Below are 22,968 nucleotides of genomic sequence, written 5' to 3' on the forward strand. Positions count from 1 at the left end.
TACTACGACCTCGGCTGACTTCTCGCTCCGGCAAAGCCGTCGGGCTTTCACCCACGAGGCGAGATCTCCCCAGGTAAGAACGCACACCTTCATCGCACAACCGCCGCATCTACGTCACCTCGCCTTGGTCACAAGAGCTTTGCGGTTTTTGGCCCGCTCGCCCTGCTTGGCAACGCCTTCTATGCGGTTCTTGTTCATCGGCTCACGATTTACGCTCCACGCTTCCTTCCCACGTTCGGTCGCCCTCACGCAGTTGCGCTTCACTTCATTCACTGTGACCAGCTCCTGGCGGGACTTGCACCCGCAGGTGTGCGCCCATGCTGGGCGCACCAAAGAAAAAAGCCCGGGCGTGATGCCCGGGCTTTTTGTGGCTCACCAGAGCCGCGAGATCAGTGGAACTGCTCTTCTTCGGTCGAGCCGGTCAGCGCCTTGACGCTGGACGAGCCACCCTGGATCACCGTGGTCACGTCGTCAAAGTAGCCGGCGCCCACCTCCTGCTGGTGCGACACGAAGGTGTAGCCTTGCTCGCGAGCTGCAAACTCGGGCTCTTGCACCATGTTCACGTAGTGCTTCATGCCTTCGCCGTTGGCGTAGGCGTGGGCAAACTTGAAGGTGTTGAACCAGTTGATGTGGATGCCGGCCAGCGTGATGAACTGGAATTTGTAACCCAGAGCCGACAGGTCTTCCTGGAACGAAGCGATTTGCGAATCGTTGAGGTTCTTCTTCCAATTGAAAGAAGGCGAGCAGTTGTACGACAGCAGCTTGCCAGGGCAGGCGGCATGCACGGCTTGGGCGAATTCACGGGCAAAGCCGATGTCAGGCACGCCGGTTTCGCACCACACCAGATCGGCATAGGGAGCGTAGGCCACGCCGCGGCTGATGGATTGCTCCAGGCCATTTTTGACACGGTAAAAACCTTCCTGCGTGCGTTCGCCGGTCAGGAAAGGCTTGTCGTTGGCATCGTGGTCGGACGTGATCAAATTGGCGGCTTCCGCATCGGTACGGGCCAGCACGATGGTGGACACGCCCATGACGTCGGCGGCAAAACGGGCCGAGATCAGCTTTTCGCAGGCTTCCTGCGTGGGCACCAGCACCTTGCCGCCCATGTGGCCGCATTTCTTGACGGCGGCCAGCTGGTCTTCGAAGTGCACGCCAGCAGCCCCGGCAGCAATCATGTTCTTCATCAGCTCAAAGGCGTTCAGCACGCCGCCGAAACCGGCTTCTGCATCGGCAACGATGGGCAGGAAATAGTCGATGAACTCCTTGCTGCCGGGCTCGACGCCACGACCCCACTGAATTTCGTCAGCGCGCTTGAAGGTGTTGTTGATGCGGCGCACCATGGTGGGCACCGAATCGTAGGCGTACAGCGACTGGTCGGGGTACATGGTTTCGGAGGTATTGCCGTCAGCGGCGACTTGCCAGCCCGACAGGTACACGGCTTCCAGGCCGGCCTTGGCCTGCTGCATGGCCTGGCCCGCAGAGATCGCGCCGAACGCATTCACATAGCCCTTCTTGGCGCTGCCATTGATCTTGTCCCACAGCTTTTCAGCGCCACGCTTGGCCAGGGTGTGCTCAATCGGCAGCGAGCCACGCAGGCGCACCACGTCGGCGGCGCTGTAACCGCGCTTGACGCCCTTCCAGCGCGGGTTGGTGGCCCAGTCTTTTTCCAGGGCACTGATCTGCTGCTCGCGGCTGAGTTGTTCTGTGAGGCTTTGTGGCATGGTGAGCTCCGAAGGTTGATGAGAAGTGCCTTGATCTTAAGTCTTCTACAAGACCAAATAAATGTCTTATGTCTTATATAAGACAAAAATAAATATCAATAGAATCAACAACCTTCAAACGAAATTTCACGATACAGAAATTAATCTCTCATATTGAGAAATTATTCTGCAGCGCAGCAATTCAAATTTCACATAAAGAAATGCATTTCCCAGACTGTGAAATTTGACGGGCAAGCACAGAGCCCCGCCCACTCAGATCGCCCTGGCCATGCGGTATTGCACCCAATCGCCACTATTAATAAGTGGCCTGCCCTGTGTCCGCTCAGGCGCTATCTCATAAAGAAGGCAGGGCAGCAGCGTCGGCTTGGCGCCCGCCGCGGCCTCGTCATGAGGAACCAAATGGCTATCGAGCTGCACCAGGACTTCGCGCCTGGCATATTCGCCGCTTTGCTGCGGCCACACTTCCTCGATCGCGTCGAGTTGCCGCTCCAGCGCAGGGCTGATGGCATAGACCTCGCCCACCACCCGCCCCGGTCCGCCCAGCAACAGCCCCGGGTAAGTGCCCAGGTCATACAAAAGGCCAGAAACACTGGCCGAACCTAGCCACTGCGGCACCGGCAGCAGGCGGTTGATATCGCGCGACTCACCCCGGCGCAGGGTGCCGTAGACAAAAACATAAGAGGCAGACAGTTGCGGCATGGATGCAAGGTCCAGATTCAGCGGTTCAAAATAAGGCATGATTTCCGGTTGCGTCTTGCCCTGACCTCAGTCATGTCAGCCACCCCAAGCACGTTAACCCAGCCGGCAACAAGCCGGCGCAACCGGATGCCCCAGTTTAATGAATCGCTTTTTGGCTTATGCCTGCCTCGCGCTCAGCATGTCCTTGGTGGGCAGCTATGTGGCGCTGTCCAAACCGCTGGTAGCCGCCCTCCCCGTCTTCCTGCTGGCCTGGCTGCGCTTTGGCCTGGGCGGGCTGGCCATGCTGCACTGGCTGAAAAAACCCGCCGGGGAAATTGCCATGAGCGGGCAGACCAAGCGACTGGTTTTCCTGGAATCGTTTCTGGGCAACTTCCTGTTTTCCATCTGCATGCTGTATGGCGTCAGCCTGACCAGTGCGGTGGCTGCCGGCGTCATCATGGCCGCCATTCCGGCGGCTGTGGCGGTGATGAGCTGGCTGTTCCTGCGCGAGCGCATCAGCCCCCGGGTTTGGGCCTCCGTCGCCTGTGCCGTGATTGGCATCAGCCTGGTTTCACTATCAAAAAATGAGCTATCTGCACCCACCACCATTGCGCTAGAGGCCAATTTGGCATCAAAAACCGCCTGGCTTGGCAATCTCTTGCTGGTGGGCGCCGTGCTGTGCGAGGCGGCCTATGCGGTGATAGGAAAAAAACTCACCGGCGTACTCAGCCCCAAACGCATCACCGCGCTCATCAACCTCTGGGGCTTTGCCCTGGTAACGCCTTTCGGGCTGTGGATGGCCTGGAGCTTTGACTTTGCCAGCGTCGCGCCAGCGGCCTGGGGCCTGCTGCTGTTTTACTCGCTGGCCGCCAGCGTCTGGACGGTCTGGCTCTGGATGAGCGGGCTGAAAACCATTCCGGCCAATCAGGCCGGGGTGTTTACCGTGCTGCTGCCGGTCAGCGCGGCGGCGGTCGGGGTGCTGGTGCTAGGCGAACAGCTGAGCAGCACGCAAATAGGCGCTTTTGCCATCGCGCTCACCGGCGTGCTGCTGGCTACCTTGCCCCAGCGCGGCCAGGCAGCGTCGGCTCCGCCTGTGTTGCCGCACTGATTTCACGCTCCAGGCGTTTTTGGCGGCGCAGCATGTAAAGGCTGTAGCCGATGATGCCCAACGAAACCACGGCAATCAAAATCGTCGCCGCCGCATAAATGGACGGATTCACGCCACGACGCGCATAGCTGAAGATCACCTGCGGCAAGGTGGTCACGCCCGGCCCGGACAAAAACTCCGAGATCACCACGTCGTCAAACGACAGGGTAAAGGTCAACAACCAACTAGAGACCAGGGCCGGCGCGATATTGGGCAGGGTCACCAGGAAAAACACCTGCAGCGGCCTACAGCCCAGATCCATGGCGGCCTCTTCAAGGGCCCGGTCCATCTCGCTCAGGCGCGACTGGATCACCACCGTGGCATAGGCCATGCCCAGCAGCGTGTGGCCCATCACGATGGTGATGAAGCCGCGCTCAGGCCAGCCCAGGGCACGCTGCACCGCCACCGTCAGCAGCAGCAAGGACAAACCGATGATCACCTCGGGCATCACCAGCGGCGCGTTGACCAGGCCATAAAACAGCGTGCGGCCGCTAAAGCGCCGATAGCGCACCAGCACAAAGGCCGCGAAGCAACCCAGCACCACCGACAGCGTGCCGGTAATCAAGGCCACCCGGAGTGACAGGAAAAAGCCTTCCACCAGCCGGGAATCCTCCAGCAGGGCTTGATACCAGCGCAGCGAAAAACCGGTGAACACGCCGTCCTGCCGGCTGCTGTTGAAAGAAAACACAATCAGGAAAAACAGTGGAATGTAGAGAAACAGATAGACCAGCCCCAGCCAGAGCCGACCCACATTTCTTTCCGCAAAGCGCAGCAAGCTTTTCATCTCAAGACTCCCTGTCGCCGCTGCGGCCGCCGCGATCGCTGCTGGAGCGGTAGTAAAAAGCCAGCGGCACCAGGATCAGCAAAATCATCACCACCGACAGGGCCGCCGCGCGCGGCCAGTTGTTGCTGCTGAACATCTCGTCCCAAACCACCCGGCCAATCATGATGTTTTCGGCCCCGCCCAGCAGCGATGGAATGACGAACTCGCCGACGCTGGGAATGAACACCAGCATGGCGCCGGCGATGATGCCGGATCGGCTCAAGGGCACGGTGACCAGCCAGAAGGCCTTCCAGGGGCTGGCGCCCAGGTCATGCGCCGCTTCCAGCAGGCGCACATCCATCTTCACCAGATTCGCATACAGCGGCAGGATCATGAAGGGGCAGTACACATAAGTCATGCCGACCAGCATGGAGACATCGGTGTAAAGCATGGCGATGGGTTCCTGAATCAGGCCCAGTGCCAGCAGCAAGTTGTTAAGCACGCCCTGGTCGGCCAGGATGCCCTTCCAGGCGTAAACGCGCAGCAAGAAGGAAGTCCAGAACGGCAGCATCACCAGCATCAGCAGTGCCGGACGAATGGCGGGCCGGGAGCGCGCAATGAAATAGGCGAAGGGATAGCCAATGACCAAGCACAGCAGTGTGGTGAAAAAGGCGTATTTCAGCGACAGCAGGTAGGCATCCATATAGATGGTGTCGCCCCACAGCGCGCTGACGCCCTCTTGCGCCGTCCTGAAAATCGAGCCGTAGTTGTCGTATTTCAGGATCAGGCGCCAGGCGCCCGAGGCCGAATCAAGCAGCGGCGCAAACGGATCGACACCGCCGGCCATGTCGGTGACGCTGATGCGCAGCAGGATCAAAAAAGGCAGGACGAAAAAAACAATCAGCCACAGATAGGGCACGCCGATCACAAAGCGCCGGCCCAGTCGCCACGAAGGCCAGGAAGGAGTTTTCATGAGGCGGCCTTATTGCGTCAGCACGACGGGGGCGGCCTCGTCCCACCAGAAAAACACCGTGTCATCCCAGGTGATGGCATCGCCATCATGGCGCGTGGTGTTGGCCTCGGTGATCTTCACGCTGCGCCCACCGGCCAGCTCGACGATAAAGGTGTTGTAGCTGCCAAAATAGGCAATCTCGCGCACCTTGCCGCTAAACAGGTTGCGATCAAGCTGCGGACGCGTCTTGGCAATGTGGATTTTTTCCGGCCTCACCGCAACGGCCACCGCCATGCCGGCCGCGCCGCTGATGCCACGGCCCACGCTGATGACGCCGTGCTCCGTCGTCACCTCGCAGCGATCGGCGGCGTCCAGGCTCAGGCGGCCCTCGAACAGGTTGACGTTGCCAATGAAATCGGCCACAAACCGGCCATTGGGGTATTCGTAAATTTCCTTGGGCGTGCCCACCTGCAGCACCCGGCCCTGGCTCATGACGGCAATGCGCGAGGCCATGGTCATGGCCTCTTCCTGGTCGTGCGTCACCATGACGCAGGTCACGCCCACCGACTCGATGATGTTGACCAGCTCGAACTGGGTACGCTCACGCAGCTTGCGATCCAGCGCGCCCAGGGGCTCGTCCAGCAGCAGCAGTTGCGGCTTCTTGGCCAGGCTGCGCGCCAGCGCCACGCGCTGCTGCTGGCCGCCCGAGAGCTGGTGCGGCTTGCGCTTGGCCAGGGCGCTCATCTGCACCAGATTGAGCATTTCCTCGACCCGGGCCTGAATCTGCGCCTTGGCCATGCCTTCGCGCTTGAGCCCGAAGGCGATGTTGTCCCAGATATTGAGGTGGGGAAACAGCGCATAGGACTGGAACATCATGTTGATGGGCCGCTCGAAAGGCGGCAAGGTGGCGATATCCACCCCGTTCAGAATCACCGCGCCCGAGCTCGGTTTCTCAAAGCCCGCCAGCATGCGCAGCAGGGTCGACTTGCCGCAACCCGAGCTGCCCAGCAAGGCAAAGATTTCGCCTTTTTTGATGGACAGCGAAACCTCATCCACCGCCGTCACGTCGTCAAAGCGCTTGACCAGCAGTTCGGTTCTTAGGTAGCCATCGCCAGGCGACAGGGGCAGATTCATGATGAGGGGGTCCTGCGGTCAAAAGCACAATGAAAAAAGCTGCGCACACAAAGCATTGCATGCACAGCCTGGCATCAGCCAATGGAGGTAAGGCTTACTTGCCTTTTTTGAAGTTCGTGAAGACGTTGCTCATGGATTCGCGGGCCTCATTGCTGAAGCTGGCCGGCGAGACCATTTTCTGCAGGTTCTCGGCATCCGGGAACACGGTCTTGTCCTGGGCAATCTCGGGTTTCACATTGGCCAGGCTGGCCTTGTTGGCGGTGGCATAACCCAATTCATTGGTCAGCGAGGCCGACACTTCCGGACGCAGGAAGTAGTTGATGAAGGCAAAGGCGTTGTTGGGGTGCTTGGCATCCTTGGGGATGGCCAGGGTGTCAAAGAAAATCAGGCCGCCGGTCTTGGGCAGCAAGGCCTCGACCTCGCTGCCATTTTTGTTCTCCAGCGCGCGCGCCCGGGCGATGTTGATGTCGCCGGCCCAGCCCAGCGCCACGCAGGCCTTGCCGCCGGCCAGGTCGTCAATCATGGTGCTGGAAAACATGCGGATGTCAGGCCTGACCTTGGCCAGCATCTCGCCCGCCGCCTTGTGGTCGGCCGGGTCATTCGAGTAGGCGTTCTTGCCCAGGTAGTGCATGGCGGGCGGCATCACCTCGGTCGGCGAATCGAGATAGGCGATGCCGCAGGATTTGAGTTTGGCGGTGTAGACCGGATTGAACACCAGCTCCCAGGCGTTGTCCGGCATGGGCGTGCTGCCCAGCGCCTTGGCAACCTTGGCCTTGTTGATGCCCACCGTGGTGAAGCTCCAGCCCCAAGGCACCAGATAGGCGTTGCCCGGATCAATGGTGTCCAACTTGGCCATGATGGCCGGATCCAGATTGCCGTAATTGCTGATCTTGGACTTGTCCAGTTTCGCCAGCAGACCGCCATCGATCTGCGGCTTGGCGAAGACGGCGCCGGGCACCACGATGTCGTAGCCGGTATTGCCGGCCACCAGCTTGGCGTGCAGGGCTTCGTTGTTCTCAAAGGTCTGGTAGTTGACCTTGATGCCGGTTTCCTTCTCGAAGTTCGCCACCATGTCTTTGGCGATGTAGTCCGGCCAGTTGTAGACGTTCAAGACCTTCTCTTCGCTATCGGCGGGAGCCGGCGCACTGGCGGCGACTACGGGCGCTGCAGCGGGAGCGGCTGCCTCTTCCTTCTTACCGCATGCCCCCAGTGCCAGAGCTGAAAGCGCAAAAACCCACACATACTTTTTCATGATGTTCCAGACGTCGTCAAGAAAGATTGGAGATCGGGTTGGCTCTTGCCCTGCACAGCGCAAAAACCGCCAGTCGCAAATTGTAAGAGCTAATTCAGGCCGCCAGCCCCATGGAATGGGGCCCGGGGCTTGTTCAAAAATGCCGCTCGGACTAAGCTGGACAGCCCAACACCTAAACGGGGGAACGTCATGTACCAGTGCATACTCATCGCTACCGACGGCTCAGAGCTTTCCAGGGAGGCCGTCAACAGCGGCATCGAGTTGGCCGCCGTCACGGGCGCAAAAGTCATCGCCTTCAAGGTCGTTCCGCGCTACCCGGTGAGTTACTTCGATGGCGGCGCAGCGGTGTCGGCGAACGAAGTGGCAGAGACTGAAAAGCAATGGGCGGAAAGCTCCCTGGCCGTGGTCGAGGGCATCAAGGCCCAGGCCCAGGCCAAGGGCGTGACAGCCGAGGCCGTCACCGCCCACTCCGACCTGGTCGCCGAGTCCATCATTGCCGCCGCCAAAAAGCACAACTGCGATCTGATCGTGATGGCCTCGCATGGCCGCCGCGGTCTCAAACGCCTGCTGCTGGGCAGCGAAACCACGCATGTGCTGACGCATTCACACATCCCAGTGCTGGTTTTAAGGCCAACAAGCCTCTAACCCATACCTGATGGGCGCAAGCAGCTACTAAATAAATAGCAGCTTCAACTAAAAAGCAGCCCTCGGTTCAACTGAACAGGCTTTTGTGCTGCTCGCGCAGCAGGTTTTTTTGCACCTTGCCCATGGCGTTGCGCGGCAGCTCGCTCACCACAAAGCACTGCTTGGGAATCTTGAAGTTGGCCAGCCTGGACTTCAGCTCGGCCAGCATACGGCTCGCGTCCAGCGTGACGCCGGCCTTGGCTGTGACGACGGCCACGCCGACTTCGCCAAAGTCCGGATGCGGTACGCCGACCAGCGCGCTTTCGGCCACCCCAGGCATCTCGTTGATATAGCCCTCGATCTCGGCCGGGTAGACGTTGTAGCCGCCGCTGATGATCAGGTCCTTGCTGCGACCGACGATGGTGATGTAGCCACGCTCATCGATCTTGCCCACGTCGCCGGTCTTGAAGTAGCCGTCGGCCGTGAACTCCTCTTTGGTTTTCTCGGGCATGCGCCAGTAGCCCTGGAAAACATTGGGCCCCTTGACCTGTATGTCGCCAATCTCGCCCACCGGCAGGGACTGGCCCTCGTCGCCCTGCACCCGCAGGCTGACACCAGGCAGGGCAAAACCGACGGTGCCGCCACGACGTTCACCACCTTGATAGGGGTTGGAGGTGAGCATGGCGGTTTCGCTCATGCCGTAGCGCTCCAGGATGGTATGGCCGGTGCGCTGCTGCCATTCCTTGAAGGTTTCGATCAGCAGCGGCGCCGAGCCGGCAATGAAAAGGCGCATATTGCGGCAAGCCTCCAGCGTCAGCCCGGCTTCGGCCAGCAGACGCACATAAAGCGTGGGCACGCCCATAAAGACCGTGGCCTCGGGCAGTTTTTCCACCACCAGCTTCGGGTCGAACTTGCCCAGCCAGATCATCTTGCTGCCGTTGAGCAAGGCGCCATGCATGGCAACAAACAGGCCATGCACATGAAAAATCGGCAGGGCGTGAATCAGCACGTCGCCTTTCTTCCAACCCCAATAATCCTTCAGCACCTGCGCATTGCTCAGCAAATTGCCGTGCGACAGCATGGCGCCCTTGCTGCGGCCGGTGGTGCCGCTGGTGTACAAAATGGCGGCCATGTCATCGGCCTGCTTGAGCGCCACCTCGTGCTGGTCGCTGCAGTGCCCGGCCCGATCCAGCAGCGAGCCGCTGCGGTCCTCGTCCAGCGTGAAGACGTTTTGCGTGCCGGCCTTGAAGGCGATCTTGCTGACCCAGCCGAAATTGCGGCTGGCGCACACCACCACCGAGGGCTCGGCATTGCCTATGAAGTACTCGATCTCGGCGCTCTGGTAAGCGGTATTGAGCGGCAAAAATACATAGCCGGCGCGCAGGGTGGCCAGGTAAAGCACCATGGCCTCTACCGATTTTTCGACCTGCACCGCCACCCGGGCGCCGGCCGGCAGTCCCAGCGACTGCAGCAAGTTGGCCATCATGGCGGTGGCGCGCTCCAGGTCGCGCCATGTGTAGCTCAGGCCGGTGTCGGTTTCAATGGCGACCTCGTCCAACGAGGCGGGGAAAGCCGCACGCAGCGCGGCAAACAGGTTGTGGTTTTTCATGGCTGTACTGTGATGAGGAAAAGAAAAAATTAGGCAGATGAATCTCAAGCAGGCTGCAAGCGGCAAACTTCAAGTCATAAACTGCGGCTGGCGCTTCTCAACAAAGGCGCTCACGCCCTCACGGTGTTCTGCCGAGGCCGCGTAGCGATAGGCGGTCACTATCAAATCAGTAGCTGCCTGCGAAGCTGGGACGCTGGCTAGAGCCCTAAAAGTCTGTTTATTCAGGCGCGCCGCAGCAGGCGCCAGTTGGCCCATGCGCTCAAGCAGCTGATGCACGGCGGCGTCCAGCCCGGCTGCCGGCAAGACCCGATTCAGAAAGCCGCGCTGCTTCATCTCGGCCGCCTCCAGCAAGGCGGCCGACAACAGCATTTCGCGCGCCGTCAGCTCGCCCAGGGCGCGCATCACCAGCGCGGCCTCGCGCGGCGCCATGGGAAAACCCAGCCTGGCAATCGGTGCGCCAAAGCGGGCACCGTCGCTGGCCAGGCGGATGTCGCAGCAACTGGCAATCTCCAGGCCGGCGCCCATGCAGTTGCCCTCGATCTGCGCAACGATGGGCAGGTCGCAGTCCAGCATGGCCTGCAAGCCGCCCCAGACCTCCACTTCATGAAAATCGCGCAGGCTGGCCTCATTGAAACGAAAGCCGGCGTATTCGGAAATGTCACCGCCGGCACAAAAATGTCCGGCTTCGCCGCGTATCAGTACGCCGCGCAGCGCGCTGGGCTGCTGCAGATGCTCAAAGGTAGCGCGCAACTCGCACCACATCGCGCGCGACATGGCATTGAACTTGCCGGGATGGGACAGGGTGACAACCGCCACCCTGCCCCTGACCTCCATAGAAACGCCAGCGGCCATCAAACCCTCACTCTAGCTTGGCGCCAGAAGCTTTGACCACGGCGGCCCAGCGCTTGACCTCGCCGCTGACAAAAGCGCCGAACTGCGGCGGCGTCAACTTGCCGAACTCCGCGCCATTGCTGGCCCAGATGGCCTTGAGTTCGTCGCTGGAGGCGGCTTTTTGCAGGTCTTCGGCGATGCGGGCCTGGACATTGGCCGGCGTTCCCTTGGGTGCCCACATGCCGTACCAGGTGGTCACGGTGTAGTCGGGCAGGCCCAGCTCGGCGGCGCAAGGCACGTCTGGAAAAGCCGGGTTGCGCTTGCTGCCCGACACCATCAAGGCCTTGATGCGACCGCCCTTGATATGCGCGGCCGATGAACCCAGGCCGTCAAACATCATGTCGACATTGCCCGAGATCAGGTCCTGCAGGGCCGGGCCGGCGCCGCGGTAAGGAATATGCGTGATGAAGGTCTGGCTCTGCTGCTTGAACAACTCGCCGGCCAGGTGGTGCGAGGTGCCGGAGCCGGCCGAGCCATAGTTGTAGCGGCCCGGCTTGGCCCTGACCTGCGCCAAAAAGGCCTTGAAATCGCCGGAAATATTCTTCGGGTTGACCACCAGCACCTGAGGCACATTGGCCATCAGTGCCAGCGGCACAAAGTCTTTTTCGATGTCGTAGTCCAGCTTGGGATACATGGCCGGCGCGATGGCGTGATGCACCGCGCCCATGAACAGCGTGTAGCCATCGGGCTGCGCCTTGGCCGCAATGCTGGCGCCCAGCGTGCCGCCGGCGCCGCCCCGGTTGTCGATGATGAGCTGCTTGCCGGTGAGCTTGGCAAACTGCCCCGACAGCGGCCGGGCAAAGGCGTCAGTTCCGCCACCGGCGGGAAAGGGCACCACCACCGTGACCGGTTTGGAGGGCCAGGCCGACTGGGCCTTGCTGCCCAGGGAAAACGCCGCCACGCTGGCCGCCGCGCCGCGCAATACATCACGTCGCGAGCCTTGCATCTCAAAGTTGAATGTCATCGTTGTCTCCTGTTGTTGAATCAAAAAAAATGGGCATCGCTGGCCCGCAGGTCGTCAGAAAAACAAATCTTCAATGGCGCTGGAGACCGGGATTTTTCCCTGCGCCAGCAGGCTGCGGTGCTTGTCCAGCCGACGCAAGTCGTAGAGATAGTTCACCATCAGGCCGTAAGACTGCTTCAGGCCTTTGGGCGATAAATCGCCGGCCCAATTCAGGCTCTCTATGCGGGCGCCATTGCCCAGATGAAAGCGCGCCACCGGATCCAGCGGCTTGTCCTCATGCAGCGCCTGCCCCAGGTAATGGGCGGCGCACTGCAGCAGCATGCGGCGCAGCGGCGATTTCTCGGGCAAGGCCAGCGGCTCTTCAATGGCGCGCAAAAAATGTCCGGCGCCGGGCGGCTCAAAGCCGATGGCGCGGCCCAGCGCAGCGCGTTCCTTGTCGCCCAGCTTTTCCAGCATGGCCGTGGCATTTTTGGCCAACCAGGGCCGAAAGCCCGGAATCGGCGAGAGCGTGGCAAAGGTCTTGAGCCTGGGAAACTCGGCCTTGAGCGTTTCCACCACATGCTTGATCAGCGAGTCGCCAAAGCTCACGCCGCGCAAGCCGGTCTGCGTGTTGCTGATGGAATAAAAAATCGCCGTGGTGGCCTTCTTCAGGTCGGATGGCGCGGCCAGCTCATCGAGCAGCGGCCCGACCTCGGTGCTGATCTCATCGACTAGCGCCACTTCGACAAAAATCAGCGGCACATCGGGCAGGCGCGGGTGAAAAAAGCCATAGCAGCGGCGGTCGCTGTCGAGCCGGTTTTTCACGTCGGCCCAGCTCTTGATGTCGTGCACGGCCTCGTACTTGATCAGCTTTTCGATCAGCGAGGCCGGTGAGTCCCAGCTGATGCGGCGCAGGTCCAGAAAACCGACGTCAAACCAGGTGGAAAACATGTATTCCATTTCCACGTCCAGGGCCAGCAGCCGCGGGTCGGTTTTCAGGCCGGCCTGCATTTCGGCCCGCATATCGATCAGGAACTGGATGCCGCCGGGATAGCTGCTGAAGCGCTGCAGCAAACGCCGGCGCGGCGACACGGTGGCGCGCCGGTAGCGCACCTCGGCCACGGCCTCGTCCGGCGTGCCCACGGCGGCGGCAAACTGGGCTTGCGCCGCCTTGACCTTTTGCGCGTTAGCAACGAACTGCTCGCTCATCAGCAGCCACAGATCGCGGCGGCGCGCCAAGGTGGCGCCGGCATACCAGGCGGCGACGGTGGTGGCACGCCGCCCGCCCTCCACTTCGCTGACACGCGGGTCGATGATGGCCTGCAACTCGTGCAGGCTGCGGCGCAACATGCGGGGTGACAAGGCCTCGTCCTTATGCCGCAGCGTGGCCTGCAGGCGCTCGTGGGTGCTACGCTGCAGGGGCTCGTTAGCTACCTTTTCAGGAGCTACTTGCGCCCGCCCCAATTGGGCCGCAGCCTTTTTTGATGGCACTTTCTCGGCCGCCTTGAAGCGCGAGACACTGCGGCTGAGCCAGTCTGAGGGATTCATGAGGCCACCCTGGAAAGTTGGTTGCGAGACAACTCGCGCAGCGCTTCGCGCTGGCGCGTCAAATGGGTGCGCATGGCGGCCTCGGCGCCTTCGCTGTCCCGGCTTTGCAGCGCGGCAAACACGCTCAGGTGCTCGGCCAGGCTCTGCGCCAGCCGGCCCGGGGCCTGCAGCGACTGCAGGCGCGCCAGCTTCAGTATCTTGCGCAGATCGGCAATCGCCTGCGCCAGCCAGCGGTTGTTGGCCAGCAAGATGATGGCTTCGTGAATGGCGAAATTAACGCTGTAGTAGTCCTGGATGCGGCCGGCCCGCGCATGGCCATTGAGTTGCTCATGCAAACGGCCAAGCGCGGCCAGATCGGCATCGCTGGCGTTGCGTGCCGCCTCGTAGGCGCAGCGCCCTTCCAGCAGCGCAATCACCGGAAAAATGTCGTCCAGGTCTTGCTCGGTCACCTCGTTGACAAAGCAGCCGCGCCTGGGCTCGTGGCGCAGCAGCCCTTCGGCGCTCAAAACCTTGAGCGCCTCACGCAAAGGGGTGCGTGAAATCTGCAGCGTCTCGCACAAGGCGACCTCGTCCAGAAAGCAGCCGGGTGCCAGCTCGCCGGCGAAGATCTGCTCGCGCAAGGTGTCGGCAGCATCCTGATGCAGTGACTTCTGGACAAGGCGCATGGCGTGAGTGCTCTCAACGGTCTTGAACACCCCCGCCTGGCAGCGCCTGACAAGGAGGTAATTTCAAATAATTACGCGTAATTATGAAAAATCAAAGTATCGGTATCAAGCGACATCAAGCGGGAATAGCCATAAAACCACAGGTAAAAACCCGCAGGCCAGCGCTGCCTGTCCTGCCAACCCACTCATCAAGCTACCAAATAGATAGCTTGATGTGCTTTCTCTATATGGGCTAGGCGCGTTTTGAAGCCCAAACCCAGAGCCAGATGCCGGCGCCAATCATGGGGACGCAAAGCCACTGCCCCATGCTCATGCCCAAGGCCAGGATGCCCAGAAAATCATCGGGCTCGCGGAAGAACTCGGCAATGAAACGAAACACGCCGTAGCCCACTAAAAAGGCGCCCGAAACCTGACCGGTCTTGCGCGGTTTGCGCGCATACAGCCACAGCAGCACGAACAGCAGCAAGCCTTCGAGCAAGAACTGGTAGACCTGCGAGGGATGGCGCGGCAGCGGCGAGCCGCTGCCCGGAAACACCATGCCCCAAGGCAGATCAGGGCTGCTGAAACGCCCCCATAACTCACCATTGATGAAGTTGCCAACACGGCCTGCTGCCAGCCCGGTGGGCACGCAAGGCGCCACAAAGTCCATGACCTGCAGCCAAGGCCGCTGGCGGCTGCGCGCAAACCAGACCTGCGACACCAAAACCCCCAGCATGCCGCCGTGAAAACTCATGCCGCCCTGCCAGACCGCAAAAATCTCCAGCGGATGACTAAGGTAGTAGCCCGGCTTGTAGAACAGGCAATAGCCTATGCGCCCGCCAATCACCACGCCCATCACCCCTAAAAACAGGATGTCTTCAATGTCCTTGCGCGACCAGGCCCCTGGCCCGGTGATGGAGGCATAGGGCTGATGCCGCAGGCGCAGCGTGGCCAGGAAAAAAAACAGGCCGAAGGCCGCCAGATAAGTCAGCCCGTACCAGTGAATGGCAAGCGGGCCCAGTTGCAGCGCGATGGGATTGATGTGGGGATGAATCAGCATGGACGCCATTGTGCCCAAAAGCCCTGTGCCGCTTGAGCGTTCAGGCCTCACAGGGACTTCTGTTACCGGGTCATGCTGTATGCCCGCCGCCCCCGCCGCAGGCAGGCGTCCTAAAATGAGCCGACCACTGTCAACAAGTCCCTGGAGGCCGCGATGATCGTCGAACGCATCTGGACCGCTAACGCTTACCGCAACTTCAATTATCTTGTAGCCTGCCCAGAAACCGGCGAGGCGCTGGCGATTGACCCGCTGGACCATGAAAAGACGCTGGCCACCGCCAAGGCCTGGGGCTGGCAGATCACCCAGGTCCTCAACACCCACGAGCATCACGACCACACCGGCGGCAACGCGGCCGTGATCGCCGCCACCGGCGCCAAACTGATCGCCCACCACAAGGCCGGCGGCCGCATTGCGGGGGTTGACCGGGGCGTGCAGGCCGGCGACGTGATCGAGGTCGGCAAGACGGTTGAGCTGGAATGCCTGGACACGCCAGGCCACACCATGTGTCACATCTGCCTGCGCTCGCACACCGAGCAGCCGGCGCTGTTTTCGGGCGACACGCTGTTCAACGCCGGCGCCGGCAATGTGCACAACGGCGGCGACGTGGGCGCGCTGTATGCCACTTTCGCCGAGCAACTGGCCAAGCTGCCCGACAACACACAAATCTATCCCGGCCACGACTACATCGAAAACAACCTGCGCTTCACGCTGGACCGCGAGCCCGACAACGCCAGCGCGCAAGCCCTGTTGCCCAGTGTGGCCGGCCATGACCCGGCCAAGTCGGCCGTCGCCACGCTGGCGCAGGAAAAACTCATCAACACCTTCTTGCGCCTGAGCAGCCCCAGCCTCATCGCCAGGCTGCGCGAAAGCTTTCCCGACTTGCCGGACCAGCCCGATGCCAAAACGGTTTTCACCAGGCTGCGAGAGCTGCGCAACCAGTGGTAGGGGCAGAGCTTCCAGGATCGCCGGAATGAGCCAGCACTAAATCGTCTACCGAACGCAAGCGCGCAGGAGGTATTGCCATGACCTTGCCGATCAACGCTCAGCCGTTTCATGTCACCCGCCGCACCGCCTTGGGCGCGCTATCCGCCACCCTGCTCTGGCCCGGCGCCGGGCGGGCGCAGACCCCGCAATTACTCAAGGCCTCGCGCCTGCAATCCTGGCCGCTCAACACGCCACGCGCCACCGGCATTCACGATGTGGCGCCCGCGCCCGATGGCGGCGTCTGGTTCTCGGCGCAGCGCAGCGGCCACCTGGGCTGGTTTGACCCGCGCACGGGCAAGTCGGAACTGATTGCCTTGGGCAAGGACTCGTCGCCGCACGGCGTCATTGCCGGACCCGACGGCGCGGCCTGGCTGACCGACGGCGGGCAAAACGCCCTTGCGCGCGTCAGTTGGCCGGCGCGCGAAGTCAAGCTCTTCCCGCTGCCCGCCGGAACGCCCAACGCCAATCTCAACACCTGTGCCTTTGATGACGAGGGCGACCTGTGGTTTACCGGGCAAGGCGGCTATGTCGGCAAGCTGGCCGTGCGCAGCGGCGTGGTCAGCGTGAAGGAGGCGCCGCGCGGGCGCGGGCCCTACGGAATCTGCGCCACACCCAGGGGCGACATATGGTGGTGCTCGCTGGCCGGCTCCTTCATTGCGCAGATCGACCGCAAGAGCGGCGAGTCGCGCATCGTGGAGCCGCCCACGCCGCGCCAGGGCGCACGCCGCGTCTGGTCCGACAGCCGCAGCCGCATCTGGGTGGCCGAATGGAACAGCGGCCAGCTCTCCATGCACGACCCGGCGCTGGGCACGGGCGCCAGCAGTTGGCGCAGTTGGAAAGCGCCTGGGGCTGAGCCGCATGTGTACGCGGTCTACGTGGACGATAAAGACATGGTCTGGGCCTCCGAATGGAGCAACAACGCCATGCTGCGTTTTGACCCGGGCAGCGAGAAGTTCGAGCAGCTCACCCTGCCGCGTCCCGCCGCCAGCATCCGCCAGATCCTGGGCCGGCCCGGAGAGGTCTGGCTGCCCGAGAGCGGGACCGAATTTATTTCGGTGATCAGGACCGGGTGAGTGGCGCGACAACGCACGGGGGTGGCTAGACGCCAGGGTTTCGGCTTTTGACCCTTATTAGGGGTCAAATCAGGCTATAGCCCTTATAGAACGTGCGTAAGCAGCTATTGTTTTCATAGTACTTCAAGACCGCATGTTATCCGCCACGCGCTGCTGACTCGACCGGCGCGGCCCAACATGGCCCGCCTCCATGAACCCGGTTCCTAACTGTGTAAGGAACCAAGGGCCAGACCGACCAATCGAACGTCAGCAAGCCATTTACGCGAAAGGAAAGTCCATGATGAGCCGAAGAACAACCCTGCTCCGCCTAGGCGCCTTATCCGGCATTCTGGCCGCCACGCGTGGCCTGTGGGGCGGCAGCCAGGCACATGCGGCGCGGGCCTATGAAGTGACGCACAGCGAGGCCGAATGGCAAAAGCTGCTCACGCCCGCGCAATTTAGCGTCCTGCGCAAGGCCGGGACCGAGCGTCCCTATAGCAGCCCGCTCGACAAGGAAAAGCGCGCCGGCATTTTCAGCTGCGCGGGTTGCGCCCTGCCGCTCTTTTCGTCGAAGACCAAGTTCGACAGCGGCACCGGCTGGCCCAGCTTCTGGCAGCCCATGGACAAGGCAGTGGTCGAAGACATCGACACCAGCTTGTTCATGAAGCGGACCGAGGTACTGTGCCGCCGCTGCGGCGGCCACCTGGGCCATGTGTTTGACGACGGCCCTCCACCGACCGGCCTGCGCTATTGCATGAACGGCCTGGCCATGAACTTCAAGGCGACATCATGATGAACAAATTTGTAGTGGCCGCAGGCACGCTGATGCTGTCGGCCTGGGCCTGGATGGGCCTTAGCACGGCGGCCGAAAACGCGGTCAAGCTGCCTGCACCGGCCTTTGACCTGCCAAAAGGGACTGAAAGCGCCCGCGAAACCGCCGTGTTTGCAGGCGGCTGTTTCTGGGGCGTGCAGGCCGTGTTCCAGCACACCCAGGGCGTGCTCAATGCCGTCTCGGGCTATGCCGGCGGACAGCAGGCAACCGCCCACTACGACAGCGTGGGGACAGGCCGGACCGGGCACGCCGAATCGGTGCAGATCAGCTATGACCCCAAACAGATTTCCTACGGCAAGCTGCTGCAGGTCTATTTTTCAGTGGCACATGACCCGACGCAGCTCAACCGCCAGGGTCCGGACTCGGGCACGCAGTACCGATCGGCCGTCTTCTATACGAGCCCCAGCCAGAAAGAGGTGGCCGAACGCTATGTCGCCCAACTGGACGCGGCCAAGCTGTTTCACGGCAAGATCGTGACGCAACTGGCACCCTTGACTGCGTTTTACCCGGCCGAGGCCTACCACCAGGACTACGCCACCCTGAACCCGGGCTCACCGTATATCGCGCGCTTTGACCTGCCGAAAATCGCCAACCTGAAAAGCGTGATGCCCGAGGTTTACCTGGACAAGCCTGTTTTGGTGTCGTCGCAAACCGCCCGTTAGTTCTTTGCAGCGGGCCCTTGATCGCTAGGCCTGCCAGACGCCGTAACCCTCCTCGCGCAGCGCAATGCCCAGCTCCACCTCCATGTCGCGCGCGCCTTCATAGGGCATGGGGTTGTACATGGCGTACAGCCCGGGTAGCAGGCGAACACCGTACTTTTGCACGAACACATTGGCCTGTATGCCCGCCCTGTGTTTGTCAAAACGCACATCCGGGTCAAGCCCCGTCATGCCCACATAGACAAACGGTTTGCCCAGCTGATAGTCCGGGTTGGCGCGCCGGTAACGCCCCACATTCCACACTTCATCCGACAGCTCGATCACGTAGACGTGGTAGTGGTGGCTGCGCGGTGCGCGCCGGGCGCGCGGCGCGACCCCGGCTGTAACGGCTGGCTGGGTCTGTTTAGTCTTGCGGGATGCGGTGGCCATGACAAAAAATAATTACCTATCGGACGCTGTCAGCCGGTGCAAACGCCAGAAAGCGCAACAAGGCCGGGCTGGCCGCCCCAGCGGCCCACACCAGGCTGGTCTCGCAGCCCGGCACCGCCTGCCCCTTGCTGCTTTTAAGCTCCCGATACACCACGCCGGGCCGCTGGAACTGCCGCACGCTGTCGGGCACCCAGGCCACGCCCAGGCCGGCCGACACCAGGTTGACGATGGTCTGCATCTGAATGGCTTCCTGGGCCACGCGCGGCAAATGGCCGGACGCGTGGTACATGGCAAAAATCGCGTCGTACAACGAAGGCAGGATGCGCCTGGGAAAAATCACCAGCGGCTGGTCCAGCAAGTCCTTCAGCGTCAGCGCGGCCTTGGCTGCCAGCGCGCTTTGTTCGGGCACGGCCAGCACCAGCGGGTCACGCGCGATGCGCTGACAGACCAGGCCTGGCGGCGCAGAGCCCGGGGAATGCAGCATGAAACCGGCATCGATTTCAGCGCGCTCAAGCGCCTGCAGCTGTACATCTCCGGTGGCTTCAATCAACTCCAGTTGCACCTTGGGATACTGCTCGCGAAAGGCTCTAACCCAGCGCGGCAGCACATCGAAGCCGGCCGTGGAGACAAAGGCCAGCCGCAAACGCCCGGCTTCGCCGTCGGCGCTGGCGCGCGCCACCAGGGGCAAGGCCTGGGCGCGGGCCAGCAGGTCGCGCGCCTCGGGCAGCAGCGCCGCACCGGCAATAGTCAGTTGCACGCTGCGTTTGGTGCGGTCAAACAGCTTCAGGCCTAGCAGGGTTTCGAGCTGCGCAATCGCCTGCGTCAGCGGCGGCTGGGTCATGTTCAGGCGCTGGGCGGCACGGCCAAAATGCAGTTCATCGGCCACGGCCAGGAACTGCCGCCACAAACGCAGTTCGATCAAGGGCGGCTGACGCGGTGGATCGGCAACATCTCTCATATGCCACGCATATTAATACAAGGTAAAAAATGGATTGGAAAGAATCAGTCAAAACACGCATACTCGACTTTTCAGCAAAACCCCACTGACCCCACCTTTCGAGACACCCCATGGACATCAAACCTATCAAGATCAACCGCCGCAGCGCCAACATCACCGAAGGCAAATCGCGCGCCCCCAACCGCTCCATGTACTACGCCATGGGCTACGAAGAAGGCGACTTCAAGAAGCCCATGATTGGCGTGGCCAACGGCCACAGCACCATCACCCCTTGCAACAGCGGCCTGCAAAAGCTGGCCGATGCCGCGATTGCCGCGATTGAAGAAGCCGGCGGCAACGCCCAGGTCTTTGGCACGCCGACCATTTCCGATGGCATGGCCATGGGTACCGAAGGCATGAAGTATTCGCTGGTCAGCCGCGAAGTCATCTCCGACTGCATCGAGACCAGCGTGCAAGGCCAGTGGATGGACGGCGTGCTGGTGGTCGGCGGCTGCGACAAGAACATGCCCGGCGGCCTGATGGGCATGCTGCGCGCCAACGTGCCCGCTATTTACGTCTACGGCGGCACCATTTTGCCCGGCCATTACAAGGGCAAAGACCTGAACATCGTCAGCGTGTTTGAAGCCGTGGGCGAGAACGCCGCCGGCCGCATGAGCGATGAAGACCTGCTGCAGATCGAGCGCCGCGCCATTCCCGGCACCGGCAGCTGCGGCGGCATGTACACCGCCAACACCATGTCCAGCGCCTTCGAGGCCCTGGGCATTTCGCTGCCCTACTCCAGCACCATGGCCAATCCGCACGACGAGAAGATGAACTCGGCCAAGGAATCCGCCAAGGTACTGATAGAGGCCGTCAAGAAAGACATCAAGCCACGCGATATCGTCACCAAGAAGTCGATTGAAAACGCCGTGGCTGTGATCATGGCCACCGGTGGCTCCACCAATGCCGTGTTGCACTTCCTGGCCATCGCCCATGCCGCGGGCGTGGAGTGGTCTATCGACGACTTCGAGCGCGTGCGCGTCAAGACGCCGGTGCTGTGCAACCTGAAGCCTTCCGGCGAGTACCTGGCCGTCGATCTGCACCGCGCTGGCGGCATCCCGCAAGTCATGAAGACCTTGCTGGTGGCCGGTTTGCTGCATGGCGACTGCCTGACGATTTCCGGCCAGACGATTGCCGAAGTGCTGAAAGATGTGCCCGATGCGCCGCGTGCCGATCAGGACGTGATCCGCCCCATCGACAAGCCCATGTACGCACAAGGCCACCTGGCGATTCTCAAGGGCAACCTGTCGCCCGAAGGCTGCGTGGCCAAGATCACCGGCCTGAAAAATCCGGTCATGACCGGCCCGGCCCGCGTGTTTGACGACGAGCAGTCGGCACTGGCCGCCATCCTGGCCGGCAAGATCAAGGCTGGTGACGTGATGGTCTTGCGCTACCTCGGCCCCAAGGGCGGCCCCGGCATGCCTGAAATGCTGGCCCCCACCGGCGCCTTGATTGGTGCCGGCCTGGGCGAAAGCGTGGGCCTGATCACCGACGGCCGTTTCTCGGGCGGCACCTGGGGCATGGTGGTTGGCCATGTGGCACCTGAAGCCGCAGCCGGTGGCAACATCGCCTTCATCAACGAGGGCGACTCCATCACGATTGATGCCAAGCAACTGCTGCTGCAACTGAACATCAGCGATGAAGTGCTGGCCCAACGCAAGGTCGGCTGGACGGCGCCCGCACCGCGCTACACCCGCGGCGTGCAGGCCAAGTTCGCCTTCAATGCCTCCAGCGCCAGCAAGGGCGCGGTGCTTGACGACTATTGATCACAGCTAAAGGATTCCCTGCGGGAATCCAGTGATTAAAAAGCCCGTGCGCATGAACTGCCACGGGCTTTGTGTTTTGCGCTGACTTACGAAGTCATGGAAGCGGTGTGAAGCGCGGATAGCGCACAGCGCCCAAGACACCAGGCCATGAAAGCTTATCTGCGCTTTTTAGGCAACATGCCCATGGCATCGCGCTGTTTGTCGATACGGTGCTGCTTGCGCTTGGCCATCTTGTCGATCTCCCTGCGCTTGGTATAACCCGAGGCATCGGCCCAGGCCCACCAGGCCACCGCGCAGGCAAAAGGCGCCAGGACGATCCACCAGCTCCAGCTCGCCACAGGCCCGAGCTCCAGATACTTAAGAATCAGGCCGGCGATGCCGATAAGTAAAAAATACATGTAAAACTCCCGGAAATCTTGCCCCGAAAAAGGGCTTATTTCTTGTTGTTGATCCCATGAATAAAGGGTCAACCGCGACCACTACAATGGCGTTGATTGACTGTAACCGAATCCATAACTCCCTCACGAGGACCCTCCATGAAACGCACTCTTTTGGCTATCGCCTACGTCGCTGCAGGCTTTGCAGTAGCAACGCCCGCACTGGCTGATCTGCAACTGGCCACGGCAAAAAACTGCATGGCTTGCCACGCCGTCGACAAGAAACTGGTGGGTCCTTCCTACAAAGATGTCGCCGCCAAGTACGCCGGTCAAAAAGACGCGGCCGACAAGCTTGCCGCCAAAATCATCAAGGGCGGCTCAGGTGTCTGGGGCCCGGTTCCCATGCCCGCCAACGCTCAGGTCAACGCTGACGAAGCCAAGAAATTGGCGGCCTGGATTCTGACCCAGAAGTAAGCCACTATGCTTGTGCTGGGGCCACTGCGGCCTGATCACAAGCCCTAACAAAAAGCCCGTCATCGACGGGCTTTTTTACGGGCGGTGACCCGTCCTGAATTGGGTTGACACCTTTTCCCTAAAGAAAAGGCAAGTCAATGGATACAAGCGTCAAACGCACACAGCGCGACTACACGCTGGCTTTTAAACTCTCGGTGGTCGACCAAGCAGAAAAAAAAAAACTGACGTACAAGCAGGCGCAGGAGCGCTACGGTATCCAGGGTCGCTCGACCGTGCTGGTGTGGCTGCGCAAGCACGGCCGGCAAGGCTGGGGAGATGCGGCATCATCATGGCTACCTATGCCAATGCCGATAAAAAAATCCTCCTTTGCGCCTGCGTCGCTGACCCCCGAGCAGAAGATCAAAGCCCTTGAAGTCCAACTTCAGGAGGCCA

General features: G+C 61.5%; 24 protein-coding genes and 1 pseudogene. 9 read left to right on the forward strand and 16 right to left on the reverse strand.

Translation table 11 applies throughout. The features are described 5' to 3' along the window. Positions 1-114 precede the first annotated feature (114 nt). From BM160_RS23025 to BM160_RS21120, 3 genes are all read right to left on the reverse strand, one after another. Positions 115-273, reverse strand: a complete 159-nt coding sequence (locus BM160_RS23025) for a hypothetical protein (protein ID WP_255369035.1) — start codon at positions 271-273, stop codon at positions 115-117. Between the two features lie 116 nt (positions 274-389). Next, entirely contained in the window at positions 390-1,721 is a 1,332-nt protein-coding gene (aceA, locus tag BM160_RS21115) for an isocitrate lyase (RefSeq protein WP_092008130.1), read from the reverse strand. 252 nt (positions 1,722-1,973) lie between these two features. Then, positions 1,974-2,459, reverse strand: a complete 486-nt coding sequence (locus BM160_RS21120; protein ID WP_255369036.1) for a gamma-glutamylcyclotransferase family protein — start codon at positions 2,457-2,459, stop codon at positions 1,974-1,976. 100 nt (positions 2,460-2,559) lie between these two features. On the opposite strand from BM160_RS21120, the gene BM160_RS21125 reads away from it, so the two are divergent. Next, positions 2,560-3,507 (forward strand): DMT family transporter, encoded by a 948-nt coding sequence (locus tag BM160_RS21125; RefSeq protein WP_092008131.1) that lies wholly within the window; start codon positions 2,560-2,562, stop codon positions 3,505-3,507. On the opposite strand, the gene BM160_RS21130 is transcribed toward BM160_RS21125, so the two are convergent. The 4 genes from BM160_RS21130 to BM160_RS21145 form a co-directional block, all read right to left on the reverse strand. Beyond that, a complete protein-coding gene (locus tag BM160_RS21130; protein WP_092008132.1) occupies positions 3,452-4,330 on the reverse strand; it encodes an ABC transporter permease in 879 nt (292 codons plus the stop codon). The genes BM160_RS21125 and BM160_RS21130 overlap by 56 nt on opposite strands. Position 4,331: 1 nt before the next feature. Continuing rightward, positions 4,332-5,282 (reverse strand): ABC transporter permease, encoded by a 951-nt coding sequence (locus BM160_RS21135; RefSeq protein WP_092008133.1) that lies wholly within the window; start codon positions 5,280-5,282, stop codon positions 4,332-4,334. Between the two features lie 9 nt (positions 5,283-5,291). Continuing rightward, complete coding sequence (locus tag BM160_RS21140) at positions 5,292-6,395, reverse strand: ABC transporter ATP-binding protein (RefSeq protein WP_092008134.1); 1,104 nt, start codon at positions 6,393-6,395, stop codon at positions 5,292-5,294. A 94-nt stretch (positions 6,396-6,489) separates the two neighbouring features. Continuing rightward, positions 6,490-7,647 (reverse strand): extracellular solute-binding protein, encoded by a 1,158-nt coding sequence (locus BM160_RS21145; protein ID WP_092008135.1) that lies wholly within the window; start codon positions 7,645-7,647, stop codon positions 6,490-6,492. A 189-nt stretch (positions 7,648-7,836) separates the two neighbouring features. Between BM160_RS21145 and BM160_RS21150 the strand changes: the two genes are divergently transcribed. Next, the gene (locus BM160_RS21150; protein WP_092008136.1) at positions 7,837-8,292 is read left to right on the forward strand and encodes a universal stress protein; all 456 of its coding nucleotides are present in this window, start codon (positions 7,837-7,839) and stop codon (positions 8,290-8,292) included. A 67-nt stretch (positions 8,293-8,359) separates the two neighbouring features. On the opposite strand, the gene BM160_RS21155 is transcribed toward BM160_RS21150, so the two are convergent. The 6 genes from BM160_RS21155 to lgt form a co-directional block, all read right to left on the reverse strand. After that, on the reverse strand, positions 8,360-9,880 hold the full coding sequence (locus tag BM160_RS21155; RefSeq protein ID WP_092008137.1) for a malonate--CoA ligase: 1,521 nt from the start codon (positions 9,878-9,880) through the stop codon (positions 8,360-8,362). A gap of 69 nt (positions 9,881-9,949) precedes the next feature. Next, the gene (locus tag BM160_RS21160; protein WP_092008138.1) at positions 9,950-10,732 is read right to left on the reverse strand and encodes an enoyl-CoA hydratase/isomerase family protein; all 783 of its coding nucleotides are present in this window, start codon (positions 10,730-10,732) and stop codon (positions 9,950-9,952) included. Between the two features lie 7 nt (positions 10,733-10,739). Further along, positions 10,740-11,735 (reverse strand): Bug family tripartite tricarboxylate transporter substrate binding protein, encoded by a 996-nt coding sequence (locus BM160_RS21165; protein ID WP_092008139.1) that lies wholly within the window; start codon positions 11,733-11,735, stop codon positions 10,740-10,742. 54 nt (positions 11,736-11,789) lie between these two features. Beyond that, positions 11,790-13,262 carry a malonyl-CoA decarboxylase domain-containing protein gene (locus BM160_RS21170; RefSeq protein ID WP_092008140.1) on the reverse strand — a complete coding sequence of 491 codons (1,473 nt, stop codon included), beginning with the start codon at positions 13,260-13,262 and terminating at the stop codon, positions 11,790-11,792. After that, positions 13,259-13,927 (reverse strand): GntR family transcriptional regulator, encoded by a 669-nt coding sequence (locus tag BM160_RS21175; RefSeq protein WP_092008150.1) that lies wholly within the window; start codon positions 13,925-13,927, stop codon positions 13,259-13,261. The genes BM160_RS21170 and BM160_RS21175 overlap by 4 nt, the downstream gene beginning before the upstream one ends. A gap of 232 nt (positions 13,928-14,159) precedes the next feature. Beyond that, complete coding sequence (lgt, locus tag BM160_RS21180; RefSeq protein ID WP_092008151.1) at positions 14,160-14,966, reverse strand: prolipoprotein diacylglyceryl transferase; 807 nt, start codon at positions 14,964-14,966, stop codon at positions 14,160-14,162. A 153-nt stretch (positions 14,967-15,119) separates the two neighbouring features. Between lgt and BM160_RS21185 the strand changes: the two genes are divergently transcribed. The 4 genes from BM160_RS21185 to msrA all read left to right on the forward strand — a co-directional run bounded on the left by BM160_RS21185 (position 15,120) and on the right by msrA (position 18,496). Further along, positions 15,120-15,911 carry a hydroxyacylglutathione hydrolase gene (locus tag BM160_RS21185; protein WP_092008141.1) on the forward strand — a complete coding sequence of 264 codons (792 nt, stop codon included), beginning with the start codon at positions 15,120-15,122 and terminating at the stop codon, positions 15,909-15,911. Positions 15,912-15,988: 77 nt separating this feature from the next. Beyond that, positions 15,989-17,023: a Vgb family protein gene (locus BM160_RS21190; protein WP_092008142.1), complete on the forward strand. Its 1,035-nt coding sequence runs from the start codon at positions 15,989-15,991 to the stop codon at positions 17,021-17,023. A gap of 277 nt (positions 17,024-17,300) precedes the next feature. Beyond that, entirely contained in the window at positions 17,301-17,795 is a 495-nt protein-coding gene (msrB, locus tag BM160_RS21195; protein WP_092008143.1) for a peptide-methionine (R)-S-oxide reductase MsrB, read from the forward strand. Further along, a complete protein-coding gene (msrA, locus tag BM160_RS21200; protein ID WP_218156641.1) occupies positions 17,795-18,496 on the forward strand; it encodes a peptide-methionine (S)-S-oxide reductase MsrA in 702 nt (233 codons plus the stop codon). Before msrB ends, msrA begins: the two co-directional genes overlap by 1 nt. Positions 18,497-18,520: 24 nt before the next feature. Here the strand turns inward: msrA and BM160_RS21205 are convergent, their stop codons facing one another. Beyond that, positions 18,521-18,922: a hypothetical protein gene (locus BM160_RS21205; RefSeq protein ID WP_255369037.1), complete on the reverse strand. Its 402-nt coding sequence runs from the start codon at positions 18,920-18,922 to the stop codon at positions 18,521-18,523. Between the two features lie 16 nt (positions 18,923-18,938). Then, positions 18,939-19,880 carry a LysR family transcriptional regulator gene (locus tag BM160_RS21210; RefSeq protein ID WP_092008145.1) on the reverse strand — a complete coding sequence of 314 codons (942 nt, stop codon included), beginning with the start codon at positions 19,878-19,880 and terminating at the stop codon, positions 18,939-18,941. Positions 19,881-19,990: 110 nt separating this feature from the next. Between BM160_RS21210 and ilvD the strand changes: the two genes are divergently transcribed. Further along, on the forward strand, positions 19,991-21,685 hold the full coding sequence (gene ilvD, locus BM160_RS21215) for a dihydroxy-acid dehydratase (RefSeq protein ID WP_092008146.1): 1,695 nt from the start codon (positions 19,991-19,993) through the stop codon (positions 21,683-21,685). A 155-nt stretch (positions 21,686-21,840) separates the two neighbouring features. Here ilvD and BM160_RS21220 read toward each other — a convergent pair whose 3' ends face one another. Then, positions 21,841-22,083 carry a TIGR04438 family Trp-rich protein gene (locus BM160_RS21220; RefSeq protein ID WP_092008147.1) on the reverse strand — a complete coding sequence of 81 codons (243 nt, stop codon included), beginning with the start codon at positions 22,081-22,083 and terminating at the stop codon, positions 21,841-21,843. Between the two features lie 138 nt (positions 22,084-22,221). Here BM160_RS21220 and BM160_RS21225 point away from each other — a divergent pair, with 138 nt between their 5' ends. Together BM160_RS21225 and BM160_RS21230 are read left to right on the forward strand one after the other, a co-directional pair. Beyond that, complete coding sequence (locus BM160_RS21225; protein ID WP_092008148.1) at positions 22,222-22,536, forward strand: c-type cytochrome; 315 nt, start codon at positions 22,222-22,224, stop codon at positions 22,534-22,536. A 137-nt stretch (positions 22,537-22,673) separates the two neighbouring features. After that, positions 22,674-22,968: pseudogene (locus tag BM160_RS21230) on the forward strand (IS3 family transposase); the annotation flags it as partial.

Origin of the sequence: Polaromonas sp. OV174 (genome assembly GCF_900112285.1) — a bacterium.
In the GTDB taxonomy this organism is placed as follows: Bacteria; Pseudomonadota; Gammaproteobacteria; order Burkholderiales; family Burkholderiaceae_C; genus Polaromonas.